The organism is Nocardia sp. NPDC004722, assembly GCF_053601505.1.
The window spans coordinates 1-22,877 of the sequence record NZ_JBSGBY010000049.1 but is presented as its reverse complement, the minus strand read 5'-3'; the positions used below and the strand labels follow the sequence as shown (position 1 = coordinate 22,877).

The window sequence follows — 22,877 nt, the reverse complement described above, 5'->3', positions numbered from 1 at the left end:
CTGGCATCCGCGGCTGCGGATCGCCTCGATGCCCTCGCCGAGCGTGTCTCGACCGAGGACGCGGGCCTGGCGGATCGACTCGACGCGCGGCTGGTGGCTGTCGACCGTTACCTCCTGGCCCTCGAGGGCCCTGCGACCCATACCCCGATGGGTCTGGAACCGCTACTGGCAGAACAGATCTTGCGTGAGCGCGAGGAAGGCGGCTCGGCATGAACGAGGCGGAACCGACGACCGAGGTCTTGGTGCGCGCCGCCGACGCGGGTGACACCTACCTGTCCTGGACGTGGTTGGACGACGCGCCCGAGACCCGGGTCGCCCGGCTCGACTCGGGGGCACTGGACGCGGCGCTCCGCATTCTGGAGGCCACGCTCGCGCACCCACGGCGGCTGGACGGCGGGGTGCCGGACCGAACGGAATCCAATGAGCAGGTGCTCGTTCGCGTATTCACCACCGGAGCCTTCAGCTCGCTCGCGGGTGAAGCCGAACTGTCCGTGCGGCTCGCGGCCGCGGTGCTCCCGCCGCGACTGCGGACGGAACTTGTTGCGCGGGCGGCACGAACGCGGGTGCGGATCCGGATCACACCGAGTCCCCGACTGGCCCAGGTGCCGTGGGAGCTGCTCGCAGTGGACGACGACCGACGGCTGCTCGAGGTGGCCGTCGTCGTGCACGACCCGCCCGCGACCCTCTACGTCGCGCGCAGTCGGCAGCCGGTGCCGTGGGAACACGTGCGGGACCTGCCGCCGGTGCACGTCATCGACCCCGTCCTGCCCGCGAGCGCTCGCCATGGATTGCTCAATGTCTACACGGAACCGGCCGATCTCGCGGCCGTCGACGAGATCCGTGCCCGCGTGTCCCGGCGTGATCGCCGGGTGCCCCGCGAGCGTGGGGTGCGCGGATCCGGTCGCCCGGTCGTGCTCACGCCCGTCCAAGGCGAGGTCACCCGGGTACAGCTCGCGGCCACACTGTCGCGCGGATGCTCCCGGCTGTTGTACCTCGGCCATGTGACTGCGGTTGCGAACGAACCAGGCTCGGCCGCAATACATCTCAACGATGTCACCGGCGCGCCGGGTGAGGGTGCGTGGGGAATGGCCGCACCCTGGGTGCGTCGTGGCGACGGGTCCGCCGTCGTCCCGCCCGGGTCGCATCTGCCCCTGTGCGCACTGGATCTGTTGCTGGGTACGACTCAGTCGCAGGATCCGCGGGTGTGGGCGCGATACGGTGCGGTCCGTGCCCAGCCCGGCCACGAGATCTGGCGCATGCCGACCCGGGTGGCGATCATCGCGTGCGAGGGCGGCGTTGATTTCCGCTCCGCGGAGACCTTCGGCCTGATCATGGCGGCTCTCGATGCCGGGGCCGAATTGGTGACCACAACCCGATGGGTGCTGCCCACCGACACCGCGTTTCGCAAATTCACGACGCTGCCCGCGGCACGGCGGCCGACCACACGGCTCGCCCTCCAGGTCGATGCCGCACACGACGCCACCGATCCCATTGCGACACTGACCGATTGGCAGCGGCAGCAGTTGTCGAGCTGGCGCGAAACCGGCGACATCGGGTACACGCCGCTGCTGTGGGCCGCGCTCACCAACACTTACGCACCCGCCGATCGCTGCTGACGCGAGGCAGTGACCGCGAGTAGCCGATTGTCGTCCGATCGCACGACTGCCGATGGCCGTACGGGAGCGAGAGAATCGACGGCGAAGGCTCGCCACCACATCGCAAAACGCCGGAAGGCCCAGCTGTGCATACCTTTTCCCTCCTCCATCACCACGACGCCGCGGCCGCCGCACACTGCGCCGCGATCCTCCGGTAGGCCGCCATGCTCTCGAATCAGATGCTGGCCGCGGTTTTGCTGGTCGACGCGGCGGTGGATGTCGCACGGGACGAGGCGATCGCCGGACGAGACCGCCGCCGCGCCGAGGCCGAACAACAGCAACGAATCAGCCGGGAGCGGGAGGAACGGCGACGTCGGCGCATGCTGACCCAGGCTGGTCAACTCGCGCTCGCCGCGGTCGGGGTCGCGTTCGTGACCGCCGTGTTCTGGGCCATGTGCGCGGCCACCGACAGCAAGATCGCGCACACGGTGTGGTTCAACCTCGCCAATGTGCGTACGCCGACCTTCGGCGACTTCGTCGGATTGTGGATCTACATCGCGATCACGCTGCTGATCGGCGTTCTCGTCCTGCTGATTCTCGGGTCGAACCTGCCCTATCCCGAAGAGGCCGAGATCATTTCGAGCCCCGGTCGGTGGGGCTTCGGTATCGGGATCGTCCTGTTCATCATCGAGGCGACCACCGGTGCGGGCGGCGGGGTGTGGTGGCTGCCGGCAGTATTCGGCGTACTCGGCCATGGCGGTTACGGACTGTTCCGGCATGCGCGGGCGAACGGATAAGTGATGAGCAGCGCGGGAATCACCTACCGGGTGGTGTCGGAGAGCGTGCTGCGCGAACAGGCCGAGCAGCGACTGCGGCAGCTGGCGTCCCGGGCGCGCCGCATGTCGCAGCGCTGTGTCGCTGCCGGGCTGCCCGAACTTGCGGTCGCCGACGCCCGGTCATTACCGAACTCGACGGCGATCAACGCTGAATGTGCACGGTTGGAAGCCGTTCTGGGCGAGACCGAGTCGGCGGTGCAGGCGGCGCATATCCGCCGCCGAGCCCAGCAGATCAATCGCGAACTGGCGGCGACGCTCAGTGACTTGGCAAGTCGGGAGAATGCGGCTGCGCCCGCCCGGCAGGTGGCCGCGCCGGCAGCCGTCGATACCGCCGACGCGGAGCGGCGGCAACGGCTGACCTACCGGGTCCAGCGGATGCTCGCCACCTTGCTGGAGCCGTCGCCTGAGCTGGAGCGTGCCGGGATCGCGGTGTGCCGCACCACCGATCGGGCACGCGGGGAACTGCTGCTGAGCCATCTCGACAGCCGAATAGCGGTCGCGAATGCCGCGACCCGCCGCGCCCGTGAGGGTCACGAACGGCTGTCCCAACTTCGCGATGCCGCAGCCGAACTCGGAGAACCGGGCGGTGCGGGAGCGGTGCTCGACCGTGCCGCGCAGGCCCTCGCACGGGGGCGGGACGCCACCGCCGATCTGCGACTGGCCGGTGAGCTCATCGAATCGCGGTCCGCGCTCGAACACGACGCGCGGAACCGCGGTTTCGTACTCGCCGCGGTCGGCGACGCATTGGCCGAATTGGGTTATACCGCAATGCCGGTCGCCATGGATACCGCCGGTTCGATCGTGCTGTCGGCTCCTGGCTCCGCGACCCTCGGCGTGCGTGCCTGCATCGTCAACGGCGAGATCGATATCCGCACGGTGCGAACCCCCGCCGACTGCGACACCGCCGCGGCCGAGGCGGCCGTCTGCGCGGACCTCGGCACGCTGGCCGACGGCCTGCGGGCACGAGGCGTCGAACCCGACCGCTTACGGCAGTCGCCCCCAGGGCTGGCCAGCGTCCAGACGGTACCGGCCGAACAGCTCGCCGCGGACCGCGCCGTATCCGCCGAGCGCCCCGTATCCGCCGAGCGGGCGGCTCGAAAGGCCCGGCGAGAACGGAGTTCCGAGGCATGAACTCCCCGTTCATCGATGCGCTGCCGTCCTGGCTGCGCGAGATCGACGTAGCCCTGGCCGCGAACCCGCAGATCATGGTGACCGGCGAACTCCGTGATCTGGTGCTGTTGCCCGCGGTCGGCGATCTGAGTCGTCTGGTCAGCGTGCCCGAGGCGCTGCGTCTGGTGCTCGCCGACGCCGGTCACCGGTCGGTGATCGTCGTCGATCCGGTCGACGGCGCGCGCGTTCTGATGGACGAGGACGGCGTCGCCGCGAGCATCGTCCGTTCCGCGCGGCCCGGCAATTCGGCCACTTCCGCAGGTCTTCTGCCCTTGCTGCCGCGGCTGCTGAACGACGTCGTGCACTCCGAGCGTCCCTGCTGTCTGATCATCGACTCGGCCTCGCGTCTGGTGCCCGCCGCCGATTTCGCCGACGCTGAACTGCACCGCCTGCTGGTCACCGCCGAGCGGCTCATGGCTGCCGCTCCGCGTCGCAAAGTGGCGGGGCCGCATGTGACTTCGCTGTACAACACCGTCTTCTGGCTGCTGGATCGGGAGAACGACCTGCCGCATTGGATGGTCGGTGGACAGTTGGCCCGGGTGGTGTCCATTCCGGCCCCCGGCCTCGCACAACGGCGCGCGGTGGTCTCATTGTTGGTGTCCTCGCTGGCCGAGTCGCCCGCGGAGGATTCACCCGAGTTCCCTGCCCTGGTCGACAGGTACGCCGGGCAGACCAGTGGACTCACACTACGCTCCATCATGGAGGTCAATCGGCTGGCGATCGATCGTCGGATTCCGGCCGGCCGGATCGAGGACGCGGTGCGCACCTTCCGGGTGGGCATTCCTGACAATCCCTGGCAGGACCCGGCGCTGCGCGAGCGCATCGGATCGGGCGCGGAGCTGTTGGGCGCGAAGGTGCTCGGCCAGCCCGTCGCGGTACGCAAAACGGTGGACATCCTCATCCGTTCGGCGATGGGACTCACCGGCGCGCACACCGCGGGTTTCGCGACCCGCCCGCAGGGCGTGCTGTTCTTCGCCGGACCCACCGGAGTGGGGAAGACCGAATTGGCGAAGGCCATCGCCGAACTGGTCTTCGGGCGGGCCGACGCCTTCGTGCGCTTCGATATGAGCGAGTTCTCCACCGAACACAATGAGGCCCGCCTGATCGGCGCTCCACCGGGATACTCCGGTCACCACAGCGGCGGCGAGTTGACGAACGCGGTGCGGCAGCAGCCCTTCCGGCTGATTCTCTTCGACGAGATCGAGAAGGCCGCGCCGCGCATCCTCGACAAATTCCTGCAGATCCTGGGAGACGGTCGGCTCACCGACGGCAGCGGATCGACGGTGTACTTCTCCGAGACGCTGATCGTGTTCACCTCGAATCTGGGCGTCTACCGGAACGACGACACCGGGCGGCGCGTACCGGTGGTCGCGCGCGGAACACCTTACGGCACTGTCGAATCGACCATCCGCGCCGCGATCGGGGAATTCTTCACCAAGGAGATCGGTCGCCCAGAGCTGTTGCGGCGCATCGGTGAGGACGTGGTGGTCTTCGACTTCATCTCCGAATCGACTGCGGCAGAACTGGTTCCACTGTTCGTCAGCAATGTCGTCGCACGCGTGCGGTCCACCACCGGGATTACGGTGACGGTCGAGGAGGCCGTGCATCGGCAGCTGCTGGAGGTCGCGCTCACCCGGCTCGACTTCGGCGGCGGCGGCGTGGCTGCCACCGTGGAGGCCATGCTGGTGAACCCGTTGGCGCGGGCTCTGTTCGAGCTGCCGACAGGTGCCGGCGCGGTGAGCGTGGCACGGCTCGCGGAGTCGACGGTCGGCTGGACGGCGGTGCTCGCATGACGCCGTCGATGCTGTTGGCGCGGCTGCACTATCCGGTGCGCAATCTCGGATACGGCGTGCGCGCGGGTGTGTGGTTCCAGGGCTGCACGATCGGCTGCCGCGGCTGCCTGGCCCGCGATACCTGGCCCGCCGACGAGCGCACCCGGTGCGATGTCGAACAGGTGATGTCGTGGCTGCGCGGCATCGGAGGCGCGCTGGACGGCGTCACGATCTCCGGGGGCGAGCCGACTGATCAACCTGCCGCGCTGCGGTCTCTGCTGGAAGGTATTCGCTGCATGGATCAGTCTGTGCCACTGGATATTCTGCTGTACTCCGGCCGGCCGCGGCGATGGCTGACGAAACGGCTGGGCTGGCTCGACGAGCTGGTCGACGTCCTGGTGAGCGAACCGTTCGTGGCGTCTCGCGCCAGTGATGACGCACTGCGCGGCTCGTCGAATCAGCGCGTGCACCTGCTGACCGAACTCGGTCGCGAGCGCTACCCCGACGCGGCGATGCGGACGACCTATGCCGGACAGCGCAGTCAACTCGGCGTGCACGTGGACGGCGCGTGTGTCCGGCTGGTGGGTATACCGCTGCCGGGTGCCACGGGCGCGCTGGGGCGGGCGTTGACCGAACGAGGCGTCGAGATCGGTGACGCCTCATGGCTGGCCTGATCGGGAGAGGAGCCGCGCGTGCAACCGGAATCGAACGTGCCTGAGGACACCATGATCGAATGCCCGCACTGCGGTGTGCGCGGTCCGCGCGCCCTGCAATGCCGGGTGTGTGGCGGGGATCTGATCGTGACCGCGTCCCCGCCGTCCGAGGCCCCGTCGGTCGAATCGGATGCGCCCAGGGCCGAACCCGTCGCCGCAGTGGAGCTCATCGTGAGTTCGGGTGCGCGACTGCGCGTAGTCGCCGGGCAGACCATCGGCCTCGGCCGACACGAGGACTACCCCGCCGCGGCGGTCTTCGAGCCGTACACCAACGTCTCGCGAATGCACGGAGCACTGCGCTACGACGGTGAAACCCTTTACGTAACAGATACTTCGGCCAACGGAACCTTCATCAACGACGTGCGGATCCCGCAGAACGAGGAGTGCGTCGTATGCCGCGCCGACACCCTCAGACTCGCCGCGGACGTACCCGTGACGATCGAATGGGGGCCGTAATGCGTATCCGGATCGCGGCGGTGACTCATCGCGGGCACGTGCGCACACACAACGAGGATGCGCTCGGCTGGGGCGGGTGGGCGCTCCAGGGTGACTCGCCCACGGCGTTGACGACCGAGATCGATGTCACCTCGCCCATCACCATCGTGGTGTGCGACGGTCTCGGCGGGCATGCCGGGGGTGCGGCGGCCAGCCGGTTCGCATGCGAAGGTCTCAGCGCGCCGGGCGCGATCGCGGACAGCACCGGCGATGATCACGTACGGACCGTGGTCGGGAGACTGCTGCAACAGATTTCGGATTCGATCAACGACCTCGGCGAGCAGCGCCCGGAATTGCACGCCATGGGCTGCACGGTGGTGGGAGTGACCGTCCTGCCCGATTCATCGGCCGTGGTCTTCAATGTCGGTGACTCACGGGCCTACCGCCTCGAAGGGGCCTATCTGGCACAGTTGTCGCTGGATCACCGCGCCTCCGGATCGAATCTGCTGCGCCAGGCACTCGGCGCCGGACGCCGCGTGGTGGTGGAGCCGGACTATTTCGACTGCCGCCTGCAACCCGGACCCGGAATCCTGCTCTGCACCGACGGTCTCGACGACTACGCCGACTTCGAGTCGATCGAGCGATTGATGCTTTCCGCGCCCGCCGATCTGCCGGTCCTGCTCAGGGATCTGGCCCTGGCCGGTGGTGGCGGCGACAACGTCACCGTGGTGCAAGTCAGCTGTGTACCCGACAAAGAAGGAATCGATCATGGCTGAACGCACACGAATGGATGATGCGGAACCGAGTCGTCGATCGGCCGCCGAGACCCGCATGGACCGCCTGGGTGCGCCGCGGACTCGGATGGACCTGCCAGGAACCTCGCCGACGCCGTCGCCCCCGGCGGCGGGTCCGCGCCCACCCGCGCCCGAGACGCGCATCGACGGAGTCACGCACGAACGATTTCAGCCGCTCCCGTCCAACCTCGCCCGACGGTTCACCATGAAGGAAGAGCTCGGACGCGGTGGCGAGGCGACGGTGTGGCTGTGCGAGGCCACCAATGGTCATCTGTACGCGATCAAGCTGTTCCACAACGCGCCGCAATACCGGATCGACCTCGATTCTCCGGAGTACCGCAACAGCTTCCGTAGAGAACACACCGCGGAGGTCTTCGAACGCGGCTGTGAGGATCGCATCCATTACGAGGTCATGGAGTACTGCCGAAAGGGGTCGCTCGACAGCTTTCTCTTCAACCCCGCGCGGACTGGCGCTCCGCATGATCTCGCCCTGGAGATCCTGCGACAGGTGGCGGCGAAACTCCATGCCATCCAGCATCCGGACACCACCACACTCGTGCACGGCGATGTGAATCCGCGCAATATTCTGGTGCGCTCCAATGCGCCTTTGGAACTGGTATTCGGTGACTTCGGGCTGGTGGTCGACCTCGCCGGACGTTCGAAAGTCACCAATATGGGAAACGGAACCGCTGCTTACAGCGCGCCCGGCGCGCCACAACGCTGGCGGGTCGAGGACGACTGGTGGAGTGTCGGAATGGTGATGTTCCGAGTGCTGGTCGGGCACGGGTATTTCGAGGACGACAACGGAAAATCGTTGCCGGACAGCGTCATCGACGCAGAACTCAACACCCGTGACATCTCCCTGTCGGCCATCGAGGCCTTGTCTGTGGGCAGGCTACTGCGCGGTCGATGGACACTTCTGCTGAGCGGACTGCTGACCCGGGATCCCCAGTTGCGCTGGGGATTCGACGAAGTCGAGGCGTGGCTGGCCGGCCAGTCGCCGGCCGTGCACCGTGGTGCCCCGGCGCCCATGGCCGCACCCGAATCGACGGCGACGGGACGCGCGTCCACGCCGTTCGCCCTGCCCGGTGTCGGGAACTTCCACGACAGCGCCCAGCTGGGCGAGGCGATGTCGAATCACCCCGAGGCCGCGGCTCGCGCCCTGACCGGCAGAGGCCGTGCGGCACTGGTGAATTGGCTGACCGACGATGTCCGTACCGGCAACGCGTACTCGGAGTTGAAGTCCTATGGGGACGGTTGGGGACCCGAGGAGCTCGCGGCCTATTTCACGGCCAAACTTGCTCCGTCTGCGGCACTGCGCTACCGCGGCCACCCCATCGGTACCGTGGCCGATCTGCGGAGTCTGGTGACCGCCGACGCTGCCGGCGATGCCATCGGCATGCTCTACGAACGGCAACTGTTGGGCAGCCTGGTCGGTGACAATCGGCCCAACTACAGCATCATCGACGCCAACTGGCACGACATCGTGCTGCACGCCGATGATCTGGGCCAACGCCACAGTTTCGATATTCGGTACGGTCGGCAACCACAGCGCGCCCATGTGCTCCGCTACGCGCTGCTGCTCGCCACCGGTGACGAGACGGTGGCGGACGCCTACGTCGCCGGTGTCCGCCGCCGCCTGATGGATCCGAACGCCGCAATCGCCAACGAGATCGCGTGGTTCGCGCAGCTGCGCCAGGCGGCCCGCCTCTGACGGGGTCGCCGCGCGTGTGCTGCTCAGCTCACCCGCATCGGTTCATTGACCGTGGTGAAGTACTGAATCGCGGCGGCGATCGCGATCGGGGTGCTGATCAGGATCGTGCCTGCGACGCTGCCGAGGACGCCTAGGGCGATGACGCCCGCCATGCAGCCGATGACGGCGGCGGGCAGGAAGGGGCCGAACAGGCCGATCAATGTGGCCGAGGCGATGCCCGCGCCTGCCAGGCCGCCGAGGACGCAGCCGACGGCCGCGCCACCCAGCGCCCCGCCGAGCGCGCCGATCGACAAGCCGAGGCCGATGGTGCTGGTCATGCGGTTCCAGGCGTCCTGCTCGCGGTCGTAGGGGCTGTCCCAACCCGCTCTGTCCTCGAACGGCATGGCCACCGGTTTGTACACCGCCCGGGTCATATCCACGGCCGGGGTCAGGGTGGCGGTACGGCCGGTGATGCTGGCGTCGATCGGAAACTCGAAATCGTCGACCCGGAAGGCCAATTCGGCGCCGGTGAGGACGGTGCCGTCGTCGGCGCGGATGGTGAAGGCGCCGTCCTCGACGGCCATCGAACCGCCATCGGTCACGATGACCGCCGAGGCGTCACGGATGTGAGCGGTGAAGCCGACCGACTCGCGGTCGAGGGAGGTCGCGGCGGCGGTCGCCGTTGCGCCCAGGGATGTGGAAATGAAGGCCGCGACAGCGGCGAGAGTATTGATTCTCATCGGAATGATCCTTGAATCGCGTTGCCCGGCAGCGGTATCGGCCACGACCGGGTCCATGGCTGCGTACGCGTCCGGCGGTCCGCGCGCATGCGGCGGCACCACCTCGCAAGAAAGGGGAAGAGGCGCAGAGATCAGGCGTGCGCGGGGCGCGGTGGCGCGCGGCCGTACAGTGCGGCGACGCCGAAGACGCGCAGAATGACGCGGTCACGGTGAACCGTGAACGGCCGCAGCACTTCCCGAGTGGCGGGCGGGTGATACCGCAGCGGCAGCGCACGCGACAGGGCGGCGCTCGCGAAACGATAGGCGGCCTCCATACCGCAGATCACCAGCGCCAGAGCCATTGCCGCACACAGGTGCAGGAGCGCGGAGGTGGCCGACGGCCGCAGTTCGTGCGCCCGCGCATGACCGGAATCCACACCGATCACCATGTGTCCCAGGGCCTGTCCCAGGATCAGCGCGGCGACCAGGCCGAGGCGGCTGCCGTGCAGCGCGCCGACGGCGGTGACCAGCGCGCCGACCGCCGCCGAGACGATGATCAGCAGCGGCACCGAAGTCAGATCCGGACTGGCGGTCTCGACCGACCAGCCGTGCGCCGCCGCCGCGCCCGACACCGAACCGGCGGCCAACCCGCGCAGTCCGGCGCCGGTCCGGTCGATCGCGGTCGCCATGTTTGGGATGCTAATCGTTTGCTGGAGTTTTCGCTCGGCGAGGATTCCCTGTGCGCCACTGGCCCGCGGACCAGCTCTCCCACAGCAGCGGCCAGATCACCAGGACCGCGATCGCGCAGACCAAGGGCAGTGCGGTCAGATGAGTGGCGCAGATCCCGAGGGCCACGGCGAGCACCGCGCACGGCAGCGGCCAGGCCAGTAGCCAGCGCCAGCCCCGATCGCTGCGGACACCATTGATTCCGACGATCACGAAATAGGCTGCGGCACCGCCGCACAACGCCCAGCCCACCCCGGTGCTGAGGTGGCCGTGCGCGTGATCCATGGCCAGGCCCAGACCGGCGGCCAGTGTCGCGATGCCGCCGGTGACACCGCAATGGGTGAGCATGATGCGCTGCCAGGGCAGGCCGACCTCGGCGACGGCGATCATCCGGGGGATGAATCCGTAGAGCAGGGTCAGCGCCCACAGCCCGGCCAGAATGACGAAGGCCGCGAAGGCCAGGCCCAGCACGCCCGCGTTCCACTGCTGATCGCCCAGCGCGGTGATGATCACGATGACGCCTTCGCCGAGCACGATGATCACGAACAGTCCGAGGCGCTCACCCAGATGCGCGGGATCGGCGTGGACGGCCTTCATCTCCGGCACCTTGCCCGGATCGAAACGCTCCGGATCGAAGCGCGGGCTCTGCTGGATGCGCTCGATCCGGGCCCGCAGCCGCCTGCGCGCCTCCGACAGCATCTTCTCGCCGCTGATCGCGAACATGACATAGAGATCCAGCGCCAGACCCCCGGCCCAGAGCCAGTACTTCGTGGGTTCGCCGACCCACAGCGAGATGAGCCACGGATACACGCCGACGGTCAGCTGCATCGACGGCCAGTCGACGACGATCCGGCCGCGACCCCACAGATGTTCGGACCCGAGCCGCACCAGCACATAGACCGCGGCGAAGGTGGTGGCGTGCCGCTCGGGAATGCCGGGCACCGCGGCGGCCATCAGACCCAGCCCCAGCATGGCCGCCAGCATCAACCGCACGCGCGCGTTGTCGCCGGCGATATTGCCGTACAGCGTGATGCAGGCCCACACCATCCAGAACGCCAGGTAGAGCAGTACATACAGGGCGAAGTCGCCCAGTGACGGCCCACGGTGCAGCAGGTGGGTGAGCTGGCTGATGCCCGCCACCGCGACCAGGTCGAAGAACAGTTCTATCCAGCTCGCATGGCGCTCGTGGGCCTCCGGTGTTTCGGCGCAATCCGTCTCAGGCGTCTCATCGACCACAGCAGCACGGTAATCGGACTGGGCGGCACGCACCCGGTTCGCGGGCCGCCACGCCGAGGGCTGCCGTCCCTGTCGGGGGGCGCTGTCATGATGGAGCGCGTGACTGCCGCGCCCACCCAGCCCCCGCTCCGGCTCGACGACCTCGACGCCGAGCAGGCGGCGGCCGTGCGCGCGCCGCGGGGACCGGTCTGCGTGCTAGCGGGCGCGGGGACGGGCAAGACCCGCACCATCACCCATCGCATCGCGCACCTCGTCGCGGGCGGGCATGTGCGGGCCGATCAGGTGCTGTCGGTGACCTTCACCGCTCGCGCGGCGGGGGAGCTGCGGAATCGTTTGCGCGCCTTGGGTTTGAGCGGTGAGGCCGGACAGGTCCAGGCCCGCACCTTCCACGCCGCCGCGCTGCGGCAGCTCAAGTACTTCTGGCCCCAGGTCGTCGGTGACGTGCCTTGGCGGCTCATCGACGGCAAGTTCCCGATCGTCGCGCAGGCCGCCGGGCGCGCGGGCCTGCCCACCGACACCGACAGCCTGCGCGATCTGATCAGTGAGATCGAATGGGCCAAGGGCTCGCTCATCGCGCCCGAGGACTACGCCGGGGAAGTGGGCCGCCGCCACCGCGACGCGCCCTACGACGCCAAGAAGGTGTCGGCGGTCTACACCTATTACGAGGCGCTCAAGACCACACCCGACGGCCTGCTGCTCGACTTCGACGACCTGCTGCTGCACACCGCCGCCGCACTCGAGGACTACACCTCGGTGGCCGAGGAGTTCCGCGGCCGCTACCGCAGCTTCGTGGTCGACGAATATCAGGACGTCACCCCGCTACAGCAACGGGTGCTCGACGCCTGGCTCGGCGATCGCGACGATCTGACCGTGGTAGGCGACGCCAACCAGACCATCTACTCCTTCACCGGGGCCAGCCCCACCCATCTGCTCGATTTCTCCCGCCGCTTCCCCGACGCCACCGTGGTCCGCCTCGAACGCGACTACCGCTCCACCCCGCAGGTGGTGTCGCTGGCCAACCGGGTGATCGGCGCGGCCCGAGGCCGTATCGCGGGCACCCGGCTCGCGCTCATCGGCCAGCGCCCCGACGGCCCCGAACCCACCTTCGCCGAATTCGACGATGAGCCCGCCGAGGCCGCCGCGGTCGCCAAGGCGGTCGCCAAACTGCTCGGAAACGGGGTTCCCGCAGCCGAAATCGCGATCCTGTACCGCATCAACGCGCAGTCGGAGGTGTACGAGCAGGCGCTCACCGAGGCGGGCATCCCGTATCAGGTGCGCGGCGGCGAGGGCTTCTTCAACCGGCCGGAGGTGCGGCAGGCGGTCTCGGCGCTGCGCACGGCCGCCAATCGCGATGATCTCCCCGACGCCCGCGGCGACAAGCTGGTCACGCTGGTCCGCGCTGCCCTCGCCGGTGTCGGGCTGACCAAGGAAGAGCCCGTCGGCGTGCAGGCGCGGGAGAAATGGGCCTCGCTGGTGGCGCTGGTCCAGCTCACCGAGGAACTCGCCGGACAGGAACCGGAACTCGACCTCGGCGGTCTGCTGCGGGAACTGGCCGCCCGTGCCGAGGCCCGGCACCCACCGACCGTGCAGGGCATCACCCTCGCGTCGCTGCACGCGGCCAAGGGCCTGGAATGGGATGCCGTGTTCCTGGTCGGCCTGGCCGACGGCACCCTGCCGATTCAGCACGTACTCGGGCCCGACGCAACGGTTTCCGACGAGTCCGCGCTGGAGGAGGAACGCCGCCTGCTCTACGTCGGCGTGACCCGTGCGCGCGAGCATCTCCAATTGTCCTGGGCGCTGGCTCGTTCCGCGGGCGGGCGCAAGGTGCGGCGGCGTTCCCGCTTTCTCATCGGCCTGGTCCCCGACGATTCCCCGGCCTCTCGCATCGCCGCCCACACCACCGACCGCAAGGCCGGCCCCAAACGGGTGCACCCGACCTGCCGCATCTGTGGCCGCCCGCTGCTCAACACCCAGGCCACCATGCTCGGCCGCTGCGCGCGCTGCCCGGCGGACGTGGACACCGAACTGCTGGCCGCACTGCAGGATTGGCGTCGCGAGAAGGCGGACGAGCAGAAGCTGCCACATTTTGTGGTGTTCAGCGATACGACGTTGACGGCCATCGCCGAACAGCGGCCGACCGACGATCGGGCGTTGGTCGCGATCCCGGGTATCGGGGCCAAGAAGCTGCAGACATACGGGGCGGACGTGCTGGCGATCGTCCGTTCGCGGCTCCGGGACTCTTCCTAGTCCTTACCGCAGATGTGGGCAAGCCCCTAAAAGCGCAGGTCAAAAATAGGTTGTGTGCATCCGTATGACTACCTAGTGTGTTTCTCATGCACCGGGGAAGAACCCGTGTGCACAAGCACTGATCGCAACGAGTGAAGGAGGGAGGCAGACCAATGAACAACACCGTGAACAGCATCGTGACCGGCAATATCGCCGGCAGTTTTGCGACGTCACCTGTCATGTCCATGGCCTCCGCCTCCCGGGGGATCCTCGCATTGCAGGGGATTCGTATGTCCGGCGTGAGCGCCGATCTTGGTCTTCAGGTCTTTGCAAGCAAAGCCCAAGCGGATCAGCAGATCGTGATCAAGCAGGACAAGCCCAAGGGTGACTGGCAGTCGACAGCCGTTTATGCGGCCGTCGAAGCCACGGCAGTTCTGGCCGGAACCGAGCGTCCGGTCCATCTGCCGGCAGTCCGCCCCCACACCACCGACCCAGCGACCGTGATCAGGAGTCGACACCGAAGTCGACTCAGGTAGGGAACTCTTCCCAGACCTCCTGGCCACGGATCGCGAAAAGCGAAACCGTGGCCATTGTTTTATCGGCCTCCAGCCACTTCGGCACCGGTTTCGCGCAACCCGAACGACCGAAGCACGAGCTGAAGGAGCCCGACGTGTCTACCACCACGGTCATCCGTGAACGAGTGACATGCCGCAACACCGTGGCCAACACGACCGCCCGCACTCGCCGGGCCGTCACCATCACCCTGCCTTGCCGCGCCGGTAACCCGGACCTGTGGTTCGCCGAGGCCCCCGCCCAGCTGGAAGAGGCGAAGGCGCTGTGCGCTTCCTGCCCGATCCGCCAGGGCTGCCTGACGGCCGCACTGGATCGCGCTGAGCCGTGGGGTGTCTGGGGCGGTGAGATCTTCGACCAGGGTGTCGTGATCGCCCGCAAGCGCCCGCGTGGCCGCCCGCGCAAGGTCGCGGTGGCATGATCGCCCCGGCTTCCGGGGGAACAGAACGCATACGACCCGCTTACCAGCCGGTAAGCGGGTCGTTTTGCGTCAGAACAACTCTCGGACTCTCAGGGGCTTCCCCTGAATCCCCTTTCACGAGACTCTCAGGGGCAAGCCCCTGGAACCCCGTTCACGAAACTCATAATCCGCTAGCTGTCGGGGTGTCAGCTGGCGGCGGTGAGGGTTTCGGCGTAGCCGGGGACCCAGTCGTGCATGAGTTTCATGAAGGGGACTACCGCGTCGAGTTGGGCGCAGATGCCCACCGAGCCGCCGAGGACTCGGAAGATCATCACGTGTTCGGCCGGGAGTTGCAGGGAGCGGGCCGTTTTCATCATCTCCGAGTTGGAGATGTCGGTGGCCTTGCCCGCGACGCGCTGCATCCACTTGCGGGTGAAGTGGAAGGTCTCGGTCTTGATGGGGTCGGTGAAGGGGCGCAGGTAGGACTGGATCTCCTCGCGGCTCACCGTCTTTCCGGGGATGACCCAGCCGTTGTCGTGCAACAGCGCGGTGAGTTCCTCGAAGCGACCCTCGACCTCGTAGGCCACCAGCTCGCCCAGGATCTTGGGGAAGCCGTTGGGGAGGGGAGCGCAGGCGCCGTAGTCGATGACCGCGAGGCGGCCGTCGTCGAGCACCATGAAGTTGCCCGGATGCGGGTCGGCGTGCAGCAGGCCCGCGATCGCCGGTGAGCTGAAATGGAATTCGCCCATCAGGGTGGCGGTGCGGTTGCGCAGCTCCACCGTGCCCTCGGGGTCCTCCATGCCGCGCTGGATGATCTTGGAGACCGGGGTGGCGTTGTCCAGCCATTCGGTGACGATCACCTTGGGGGCGCTGGCCACCACCTTCGGCACCAGGAACCGCGGATGCCCGTCGAAGGCCTTGGCGAACTGGCGTTGATTGCCCGCCTCGATGCGGTAGTCGAGCTCCTCCTCGGTGCGCTCGCTGATCTCGGCCAGGATCGGCTTGACGTCCGCGCCCGGAATGAGCGCGCCCATCATGCCCGCCATCCGGTTGAGCGTCTTGAGATCGGCGCGCAGCGCCTCGTCCGCACCCGGGTACTGCACCTTCACCGCGACCACCCGGCCATCGGACCAGACCGCCTTGTGCACCTGGCCGATGCTGGCCGAGGCGGTGGGCTCGTCGTCGAACTCCTGGAAGCGCTGCCGCCATCCGGTGCCCAGCTGCTGATCCAGCTGACGATGCACGGTGGCGGTCGGCATCGGGGGCGCGGCGGCCTGGAGTTTGGTGAGCGCCTCGCGATAGTGCTCGCCGAACTCCTCCGGGACGGCGGCCTCCATCACCGACAGTGCCTGCCCGAACTTCATGGCCCCGCCCTTGAGCTCACCGAGTACGGCGAACAACTGTTCGGCGGCCTTCTGATTGAGCTCGGCGTTGATCTCCTGTTTGTCTCCCCCGGCAAGTTTGCGGCCGAAACCCACGGCCGCCCGCCCTGCGATGCCGAGCGGAATCTTGGCCAGCTTGGCATTACGGGAAGAGCGCTTGCTCACAATCTCTGACACGTTCCCATCATGCCGATGTCCCAGACGGTGCGCCATGAGAATTCGATGTTCTTTCGGGTCGCGAAGGATAGTGGTTTTGGTCACAGTCATGCCTTTTCGCCACAACCGCAGTTGGGATGCGGCGGCCAGGGCCGCCGATCGAGATGCGGTGTGTCCAGATCGAGTTCGAGCGTGGCGTTCAAGCTCGCCGGTGGCCGCGCGGCCGCGCCGTAGGACACCGTCTCGATCTCCGCGAGCGCCAGTGCGGTCGTCAACGCCACCCCGGCGGGGGAGGCGTACCCGGCGCGGCCCAGCAGCTGGGCGGCCAATTGCGGCCAGGCGGGTTCGTAGTCGGTCCGGTGCAGATCCGCGCAACGCAGGCAACCGGTTTCGCCGGGCAGCACCAGCGGGCCGACGATGCCGCGGCCGTCACGCACCCGGACCGGCAGATGGGGAATGCGGCGGCGCATGAGTTCGGCCACCAGTTCCGGATCGGGGACCAGGGTGTCGGAGAGCACCAGCAGATCCGGTCGGTCGGTATCGAGGGTGTTCGCGAGGTGTCGTCCGTGAGAATGCCCGGCGCGCAGCCCGATTCGCCGCAGCCCCTCGAGCAGCGCGTCCGCGAGCGGGCCGCGTCCGTGGATGCGGACCGTCCGCAATCGGGCGCGTGGCTGGTCGGAGGCCAGCAGATCGGCGGCGATCATCCGGTCCAGCAGTTCCTGCACGGTCTCCGGGGCGAACCCCAATTCCCGCGCCTGCCAGAGGATCTCGGCCGTGCTGCGGGTCCCGTCCAGCAGCCGCAGCAGCGCGGGCACGGCTTCGACCGGGCCGGGCGGCTGCACGATCACCGCGGACTCCGGAGTCCACCCCAGTTGGATCGCGCCGTTCGGCCGCACCAGCACGGTGATTCGGGGATGCAGCAGGGGCCCGCGGGTGCGTGGCCCGCGTGTGGCAGTCAGCGTCGTCATGCGTCCAGACTGCGCGCCCCCGGAAACGCGGAAATCCGCGAAAACGCTTGTTCATCAGCGCTTTCGCGGGTTATCCACAACTCCTACTTCGAGTCTTCCTCGCCGGAATCCTCGCCCTTGGCTTCCTTCTCGGCCCGTTCCCGCGCCTCTGTCTCGGCCAGCTGCGCCAGCGGATCGTCGAATACCGCCGTGCCGCCGCCCAAGACGGAATCGATGAAACCGGCGGGCGAGTCCAGATCCGAGGAGTCGGGCAGCAGGTCCGGGTGCGCCCAGACGCCGTCGCGCTTCTCCAGCCCGGTGTCGACGGTCAGCCGCCGCCACAGCGCCGCCGCCTCACGCACCTTGCGCGGCCGCAGTTCCAGCCCGACCAGCGTCGCGAAGGTCTGCTCGGCCGGGCCGCCGGTGGCGCGACGACGCCGCAGCGTCTCGGCGAGCGCGCCCGCGCCCGGCAGCCGATCGCCCACCGCGTCGGTGACCACGGTCTCGACCCAGCCCTCGATCAGGGCCAGCAGGGTCTCGAGCCGCTCCAGCGCCGCCTTCTGCTCGGGCGTGGTCTGCGGTTCGAACGTGCCCTGCGACAACAGCTCTTCCAGCTTGGACGGATCCTGTGCCAGCGTCATCGGGTCCAGGTTCGCCGCCGCCTGCTCGATGGCCGAGAAATCCATCTTGATGCCGCGCGCGTAATCCTCGACCGCGCCCAGCACCTGCTGCCGCAGCCACGGCACATGCGCGAACAGCCGCTGGTGCGCAGCCTCGCGGGCGGCCAGATAGACCAGGATCTCGCTCTCGGGCTGCTCGAGCCCGGCACTGAACTCCGAGATGGCCGCGGGCATCAGCGCGGCGGTGCCGTCGGGTCCCAGCGGCAGGCCGATATCGGTGGAGGTCAATACCTCCTTGGCGAGCTGGCCCAGCGCCTGACCCAGCTGCGAACCGAACGCCAGACCGCCCATCTGTCCGAGCATCCCGAACATCGGGGCCGCGAACTCCTTGGCCTCGGCCGGGAGGGTGGCGGTCCACATGCCCGAAACCTGTTCGGCCACCGGATCACACAGCCGCTTCCAGGTGGGCAGCGTCTCCTCGATCCAGTCGTTGGCGGTCCAGGCGACGGTCTTGCTCGCGCCCGCGGGGAAGGTGGTGGCCGCGTCGAGCCACAGTTCCGCCAGGTGCGCGGCATCGGTGACCGCGCTCTGCGCACCCGCGGAGACGGGCGTGACACTCGCGCCGAGCTGCTGGCGGGCCAGCCGTTTCGCGATGTCGTAATTGACGGGTCCGCTCTGTGCGCCCGGCTGGCCCATGTTCGAGAACATGGCGCCCAGCTGGCTCAGCATCTGACCGAGTTGCGAGGGATCGAATCCGCCGCCGCCCTGACCCCCGATGGGGAATCCGAACGGGTTGTTCGCACCGGAACCGCTGGACTGATCGCCGGGCTTGCGCTCCGGATCGTCATCGCGATTCGAGAATCCGAACGGAAAATCACTCATACCCACTACGGTACTGGAGCCGCGGATGACGCGAACCGCCGAGCGGAGCGCGGCAATGGCCTCGATGACCAGTACCCTTGGCCGCGTGAACCGTCGGATAATCACCCTGCTCGCCGCTCTGATCCCGATTCTGGCGCTGGGCGTCGTGGGCAGTGTGGTTACCGTGCCGTTCGTCGCCCTCGGACCCGGGCCGACCTTCAACACGCTGGGCGAAGTCGACGGCAAACAGGTCGTCGACGTGCAGGGCGCGCCGCTGAAGCCGACCACCGGCAATCTCAATATGACGACGGTGTCCGTTCGCGATCGGCTGAATATCTTCGAGGCGCTGGGCCTGTGGATCGACGGGCAGCACGGTTTGGTGCCGCGCGCGGAGGTGTATCCGCCCGGACAGTCGCGTGACGAGGTAGACAAATCCAATCAGCAGCAATTCAAGGATTCCGAGGACTCCGCCGAATTGGCGGCGCTGAACTATCTGAAGCTGCCGACCGAGGTCCGGCTGGTGAATGTGTCCGAGGACGGTCCGGCCAAGGAACTGCTGAAGAAGGACGACGAGATCGTCAGCATCGACGGTAAGCCGGTCGCCACCACCAAAGACGTTGTCACCGCGATCTCCTCGACCAAACCCGGCACACCCGTCCACCTGGTCGTGCGCCGCGACAACCAGGAGCAGAACGTCGAGATCCCCGTCGGCGCGCGGCCGGACGACTCCGGCAAGGGCTATCTCGGCGTCACCCCCAGCGAATTCAGCAAGGGCCCGGTCAAGGTCGACTTCAACCTCGGCGAGATCGGCGGCCCCTCGGCCGGACTCATGTTCACCCTGGCCGTCATCGACAAGCTCACCACCGGTGACCTTTCCGGCGGCAAGTTCATCGCGGGCACCGGCACCATCGACCCGGACGGCAAGGTCGGCCCGATCGGCGGCATCCAGTACAAGATGATCGCCGCCCGGGAGGCGGGCGCGGTGACCTTCATGGTCCCGGCCGCCAACTGCAACGAGGCCGCCCAGCGCACGCCCGACGGCCTGCGCCTGGTCAAGGTCGACGACCTCACCGGCGCGGTGCAAGCGCTGAAGGACATCAACGCCGGCAAGGAAGTTCAGGGCTGCGGTTAGAAGTCGTCGGGGTCGTTCTCGAGGGTGTGCAGCAGCGCCTCGACCAGGTTGGTGGCCAGGTTCGGGGCGGTGCGCAGCTCGAGATCGCCGAACGGGTCCTCTTCGTCCTCGGCCGGGCGGACCTGCAGCAGCGACAGTGAGGTGCCGTCGCGCAGTACGCCGACGAACAGTCGCGCGTCGCGTCGTTCGGCATGGGTGAGCGCGGCGCGGCGACCGGCCTGGTCGGCGGCGTCGCGGTCGGCCAGCAGCGGCGCGATGGCGTCGTCGAGGGTCTGCTCGGCGTTCGGCGGCAGCACCACGATCTGCTGGACCAGCACACAGCCCTCGACGGAGGACGGCCAGCTGGTGGTGCCCAGGAATTCGTCCAACGCCATGGCGTCGGCCTCCCCGGCGATGTCCTCCGGGAACGGTTCCTGCGCAATGGGAGTCAGCGCGTCCTTCTCGTCCAGCTGATCCAGCAGGGCGGGCTCGGCGGCGACCAGGTCGGCGGTCGGTACCAGCGCGAACATCTGCGGAGGGCGGTCCCAGCCCTCGCCGTCGACATACTCCGCGACTTCCCGGATACACCGGTACAGGGCCGACGCCGCCCACTGCTCTGGATTCACCCCGCAATACTCGCATCGCTCGCGCGCGCTCCACGCGGCAGGTGTTGGGCCGCGCGGCGGGCGTTTTACGTAGAGTGGGGCGCGAACGGTCCCCTGGGACCAACTCGCATCATCGGACTGCGGCGTTCCGGGCCGGAAAACCCGGCGTGGAATGCCGCCGGACCCTGGGAGAGTGGCATCGTGGGCATGCGCCCCCCGACCGGCTTACCTTCGCTGTCCCGACGCAGTCGCATACTGCTCGTCACGGCTTTGGTGTTGGCGGCTCTGTTACTGGTCGGGCCTCGGCTCACCGACGCCTACACGAACTGGTTGTGGTTCGGGGAGGTGGGTTTCCGCAACGTCTACAACACGGTGTTGCTCACCAGGATCCTGCTGTTCCTGGTGGTCGCCATCGTGGTCGCGCTGATCATCTGGGCGGCGCTGCTGCTGGCCTACCGTTCGCGGCCGGTGTTCGTGCCGAGCAGCGGACCCGGCGATCCGATCGCGCGCTACCGCACCACCGTGATGAGCCGGCTCAAGCTGTTCGGCATCGGCATCCCGGTGCTGATCGGCGTGCTGTCGGGCCTGGTCGCGCAGTCGAACTGGGTGACGGTGCAGCTGTTCCTGCACGGCGGCTCGTTCGGGCAGCAGGATCCGCAGTTCCATCTGGACATCGGCTTCTACGCCTTCGATCTGCCGTTCTACCGCATGGTGCTGAACTGGCTGTTCGTCTCCGTGGTGATCGCGTTCTTCGCGAACCTGGTGGCGCACTACGTGTTCGGCGGGCTGCGGCTGGCCGGGCGCGAGGGCGCGCTGAGCACCTCGGCGCGCGTGCAACTGGCCATCATCGCCGGAATCTTCGTGCTGCTCAAGGCCGTCGCCTACTGGTTCGACCGGTACGCGCTGCTGTCGAGCACCCGTAAGGAGCCGACCTTCACCGGTGGTTCCTACACCGACATCAACGCGGTGCTGCCGGCGAAACTGATCCTGCTGTCCATCGCGGTCATCTGTGCCATCGCCTTCTTCGCCGGGGTCGTGCTGCGCGACTTGCGGATTCCGGCCATGGCGGCGGCCCTGCTGGTGCTGTCCTCGGTGCTGGTGGGCGCGGTGTGGCCGTTGCTGGTGGAGCAGTTCTCGGTGCGCCCGAACGCCGCCACCAAGGAACGCTCGTACATCGAGCGCAATATCGAGGCCACCCGGGCCGCCTACGGGATCACGCCCGACAAGGTGGAGTACGTCGACTACAAGTCCGGCGGCCAGGTGTCGGCGGCGCAGTCGGTGGCCGATCAGCAGACCATCGGCAATACCCGGCTGCTGGACCCGAACCTGTTGACCGCCACCTTCACCCAGCGCAACCAGCTGCAGAACATCTACGGCTTCCCGGACACGCTGTCCATCGACCGCTACAACGTCAACGGTCAGACCAGCGACTACGTGGTGGCGGCGCGGGAACTGCAGCCGGCGAATCTGGCCGACAACCAGAAGGATTGGATCAACCGGCACACCGTGTACACGCACGGCAACGGCTTCGTCGCCTCGCCCGCGAACAAGGTGAACGCCGCGCCGCCGAACGATCCGAATCAGGCGCAGCAGTCCGCGGGCGGCGACGCCAGCGGCGGTTACGGCTATCCGGTGTTCTCAGCGAGCGCGCGAGTTTCCTGGATTCGGTGAGCGACTTCGACGCGGAGTTCTTCGGCATCGCCCCCACCGAGGCCCGCTCGATCGATCCCCAGCAATTGCTGGCCTTGGAGCTGAGCTGGGAGGCGCTCGAAGACGCCGGGCTCGCCGGGGTGGCACGCGAATCACGGCGCGGCGGCGTATTTCTCGGTTGTACCGGCGGTGACTTCGCGGAACTCGTCACGGCCGCCGACGGGCCCGGAATCACGCGGCATTCGCTGTGGGGCGCGACGCGCGGCATCATCGCCAATCGGGTTTCCAACTATTTCGGATTCACCGGCCCCAGCCTCCTGGTCGACAGCGCTCAGGCTTCCTCGCTCGTCGCGGTGCACCTGGCGTGCGAGAGCCTGCGGGCGGGCGAGACCGATATCGCGTTGGCCGGTGGCGTCAACCTGATCCTCTCGCCGACCAGCGGTGAACGAGTCGAGCACTTCGGTGCGCACTCGGCGCAGGGTCGGTGCTTCACCTTCGATGCGCGCGCGGACGGCTTCGTGCGCGGCGAAGGCGGCGGCATGATCGTGCTGAAGCCCCTGGCCCAGGCGATCGACGACGGCGACCGGATTCACGCGGTCATCCGCGGCAGCGCGGTCACCACCGGCAACGAGCGGCGGGTGCTGAGCGCGCCGAGCCGCG

General features: G+C 68.0%; 21 protein-coding genes and 1 pseudogene. 15 read left to right on the top strand and 7 right to left on the bottom strand.

Annotation, left to right across the window (positions count from 1 at the left end):
• From ACWELQ_RS08200 to ACWELQ_RS08160, 9 genes are all read left to right on the top strand, one after another.
• Window positions 1-213: hypothetical protein (locus ACWELQ_RS08200; protein ID WP_452396330.1), on the top strand; the 213-nt coding region annotated here is incomplete at its 5' end.
• A complete protein-coding gene (locus tag ACWELQ_RS08195; protein ID WP_452396329.1) occupies window positions 210-1,616 on the top strand; it encodes a CHAT domain-containing protein in 1,407 nt (468 codons plus the stop codon). The genes ACWELQ_RS08200 and ACWELQ_RS08195, both read left to right, overlap by 4 nt.
• Window positions 1,617-1,819: 203 nt before the next feature.
• The gene (locus ACWELQ_RS08190) at window positions 1,820-2,392 is read left to right on the top strand and encodes a hypothetical protein (protein ID WP_452396328.1); all 573 of its coding nucleotides are present in this window, start codon (window positions 1,820-1,822) and stop codon (window positions 2,390-2,392) included.
• 3 nt (window positions 2,393-2,395) lie between these two features.
• Window positions 2,396-3,562, top strand: coding sequence for a hypothetical protein (locus ACWELQ_RS08185; protein ID WP_452396327.1), 1,167 nt, complete (start codon window positions 2,396-2,398; stop codon window positions 3,560-3,562).
• A complete protein-coding gene (locus ACWELQ_RS08180) occupies window positions 3,559-5,394 on the top strand; it encodes an AAA family ATPase (RefSeq protein ID WP_452396326.1) in 1,836 nt (611 codons plus the stop codon). The genes ACWELQ_RS08185 and ACWELQ_RS08180 overlap by 4 nt, the downstream gene beginning before the upstream one ends.
• Window positions 5,391-6,047 carry a 4Fe-4S cluster-binding domain-containing protein gene (locus ACWELQ_RS08175; RefSeq protein WP_452396325.1) on the top strand — a complete coding sequence of 219 codons (657 nt, stop codon included), beginning with the start codon at window positions 5,391-5,393 and terminating at the stop codon, window positions 6,045-6,047. The genes ACWELQ_RS08180 and ACWELQ_RS08175 overlap by 4 nt, the downstream gene beginning before the upstream one ends.
• An 18-nt stretch (window positions 6,048-6,065) precedes the next feature.
• Window positions 6,066-6,542, top strand: coding sequence for an FHA domain-containing protein (locus ACWELQ_RS08170; protein ID WP_452396324.1), 477 nt, complete (start codon window positions 6,066-6,068; stop codon window positions 6,540-6,542).
• Window positions 6,542-7,297, top strand: coding sequence for a PP2C family protein-serine/threonine phosphatase (locus ACWELQ_RS08165; RefSeq protein ID WP_452396323.1), 756 nt, complete (start codon window positions 6,542-6,544; stop codon window positions 7,295-7,297). Before ACWELQ_RS08170 ends, ACWELQ_RS08165 begins: the two co-directional genes overlap by 1 nt.
• Window positions 7,290-9,029, top strand: a complete 1,740-nt coding sequence (locus ACWELQ_RS08160; protein ID WP_452396322.1) for a serine/threonine protein kinase — start codon at window positions 7,290-7,292, stop codon at window positions 9,027-9,029. Before ACWELQ_RS08165 ends, ACWELQ_RS08160 begins: the two co-directional genes overlap by 8 nt.
• Window positions 9,030-9,052: 23 nt before the next feature.
• On the opposite strand, the gene ACWELQ_RS08155 is transcribed toward ACWELQ_RS08160, so the two are convergent.
• The 3 genes from ACWELQ_RS08155 to ACWELQ_RS08145 form a co-directional block, all read right to left on the bottom strand.
• The gene (locus ACWELQ_RS08155; protein WP_452396321.1) at window positions 9,053-9,748 is read right to left on the bottom strand and encodes a hypothetical protein; all 696 of its coding nucleotides are present in this window, start codon (window positions 9,746-9,748) and stop codon (window positions 9,053-9,055) included.
• Between the two features lie 131 nt (window positions 9,749-9,879).
• Complete coding sequence (locus ACWELQ_RS08150; RefSeq protein ID WP_452396320.1) at window positions 9,880-10,416, bottom strand: hypothetical protein; 537 nt, start codon at window positions 10,414-10,416, stop codon at window positions 9,880-9,882.
• A 10-nt stretch (window positions 10,417-10,426) separates the two neighbouring features.
• On the bottom strand, window positions 10,427-11,689 hold the full coding sequence (locus tag ACWELQ_RS08145) for a low temperature requirement protein A (RefSeq protein ID WP_452396319.1): 1,263 nt from the start codon (window positions 11,687-11,689) through the stop codon (window positions 10,427-10,429).
• 90 nt (window positions 11,690-11,779) lie between these two features.
• Here ACWELQ_RS08145 and ACWELQ_RS08140 point away from each other — a divergent pair, with 90 nt between their 5' ends.
• The 3 genes from ACWELQ_RS08140 to ACWELQ_RS08130 all read left to right on the top strand — a co-directional run bounded on the left by ACWELQ_RS08140 (window position 11,780) and on the right by ACWELQ_RS08130 (window position 14,906).
• Complete coding sequence (locus ACWELQ_RS08140; protein WP_452396332.1) at window positions 11,780-13,936, top strand: ATP-dependent DNA helicase UvrD2; 2,157 nt, start codon at window positions 11,780-11,782, stop codon at window positions 13,934-13,936.
• Window positions 13,937-14,088: 152 nt separating this feature from the next.
• A complete protein-coding gene (locus ACWELQ_RS08135) occupies window positions 14,089-14,451 on the top strand; it encodes a hypothetical protein (protein WP_452396318.1) in 363 nt (120 codons plus the stop codon).
• Between the two features lie 182 nt (window positions 14,452-14,633).
• Window positions 14,634-14,906, top strand: coding sequence for a WhiB family transcriptional regulator (locus ACWELQ_RS08130; RefSeq protein WP_452396331.1), 273 nt, complete (start codon window positions 14,634-14,636; stop codon window positions 14,904-14,906).
• A 185-nt stretch (window positions 14,907-15,091) separates the two neighbouring features.
• Here ACWELQ_RS08130 and ACWELQ_RS08125 read toward each other — a convergent pair whose 3' ends face one another.
• The 3 genes from ACWELQ_RS08125 to ACWELQ_RS08115 form a co-directional block, all read right to left on the bottom strand.
• Entirely contained in the window at window positions 15,092-16,444 is a 1,353-nt protein-coding gene (locus tag ACWELQ_RS08125; RefSeq protein ID WP_452396317.1) for an ABC1 kinase family protein, read from the bottom strand.
• A gap of 86 nt (window positions 16,445-16,530) precedes the next feature.
• Complete coding sequence (locus tag ACWELQ_RS08120; protein WP_452396316.1) at window positions 16,531-17,391, bottom strand: TOMM precursor leader peptide-binding protein; 861 nt, start codon at window positions 17,389-17,391, stop codon at window positions 16,531-16,533.
• Window positions 17,392-17,474: 83 nt separating this feature from the next.
• Window positions 17,475-18,872, bottom strand: a complete 1,398-nt coding sequence (locus tag ACWELQ_RS08115) for a zinc-dependent metalloprotease (RefSeq protein WP_452396315.1) — start codon at window positions 18,870-18,872, stop codon at window positions 17,475-17,477.
• An 85-nt stretch (window positions 18,873-18,957) separates the two neighbouring features.
• Between ACWELQ_RS08115 and ACWELQ_RS08110 the strand changes: the two genes are divergently transcribed.
• Window positions 18,958-19,983 (top strand): YlbL family protein, encoded by a 1,026-nt coding sequence (locus tag ACWELQ_RS08110; protein WP_452396314.1) that lies wholly within the window; start codon window positions 18,958-18,960, stop codon window positions 19,981-19,983.
• On the opposite strand, the gene ACWELQ_RS08105 is transcribed toward ACWELQ_RS08110, so the two are convergent.
• Entirely contained in the window at window positions 19,980-20,588 is a 609-nt protein-coding gene (locus tag ACWELQ_RS08105) for a PPA1309 family protein (RefSeq protein WP_452396313.1), read from the bottom strand. The two genes, ACWELQ_RS08110 and ACWELQ_RS08105, sit on opposite strands and share 4 nt — an antisense overlap.
• A 180-nt stretch (window positions 20,589-20,768) precedes the next feature.
• On the opposite strand from ACWELQ_RS08105, the pseudogene ACWELQ_RS08100 reads away from it, so the two are divergent.
• Together ACWELQ_RS08100 and ACWELQ_RS08095 are read left to right on the top strand one after the other, a co-directional pair.
• Window positions 20,769-22,214: pseudogene (locus ACWELQ_RS08100) on the top strand (UPF0182 family protein); the annotation flags it as partial.
• 20 nt (window positions 22,215-22,234) lie between these two features.
• Window positions 22,235-22,877, top strand: a 643-nt coding sequence (locus tag ACWELQ_RS08095; protein WP_452396312.1) for a beta-ketoacyl [acyl carrier protein] synthase domain-containing protein, incomplete at its 3' end; no start/stop codon positions are given.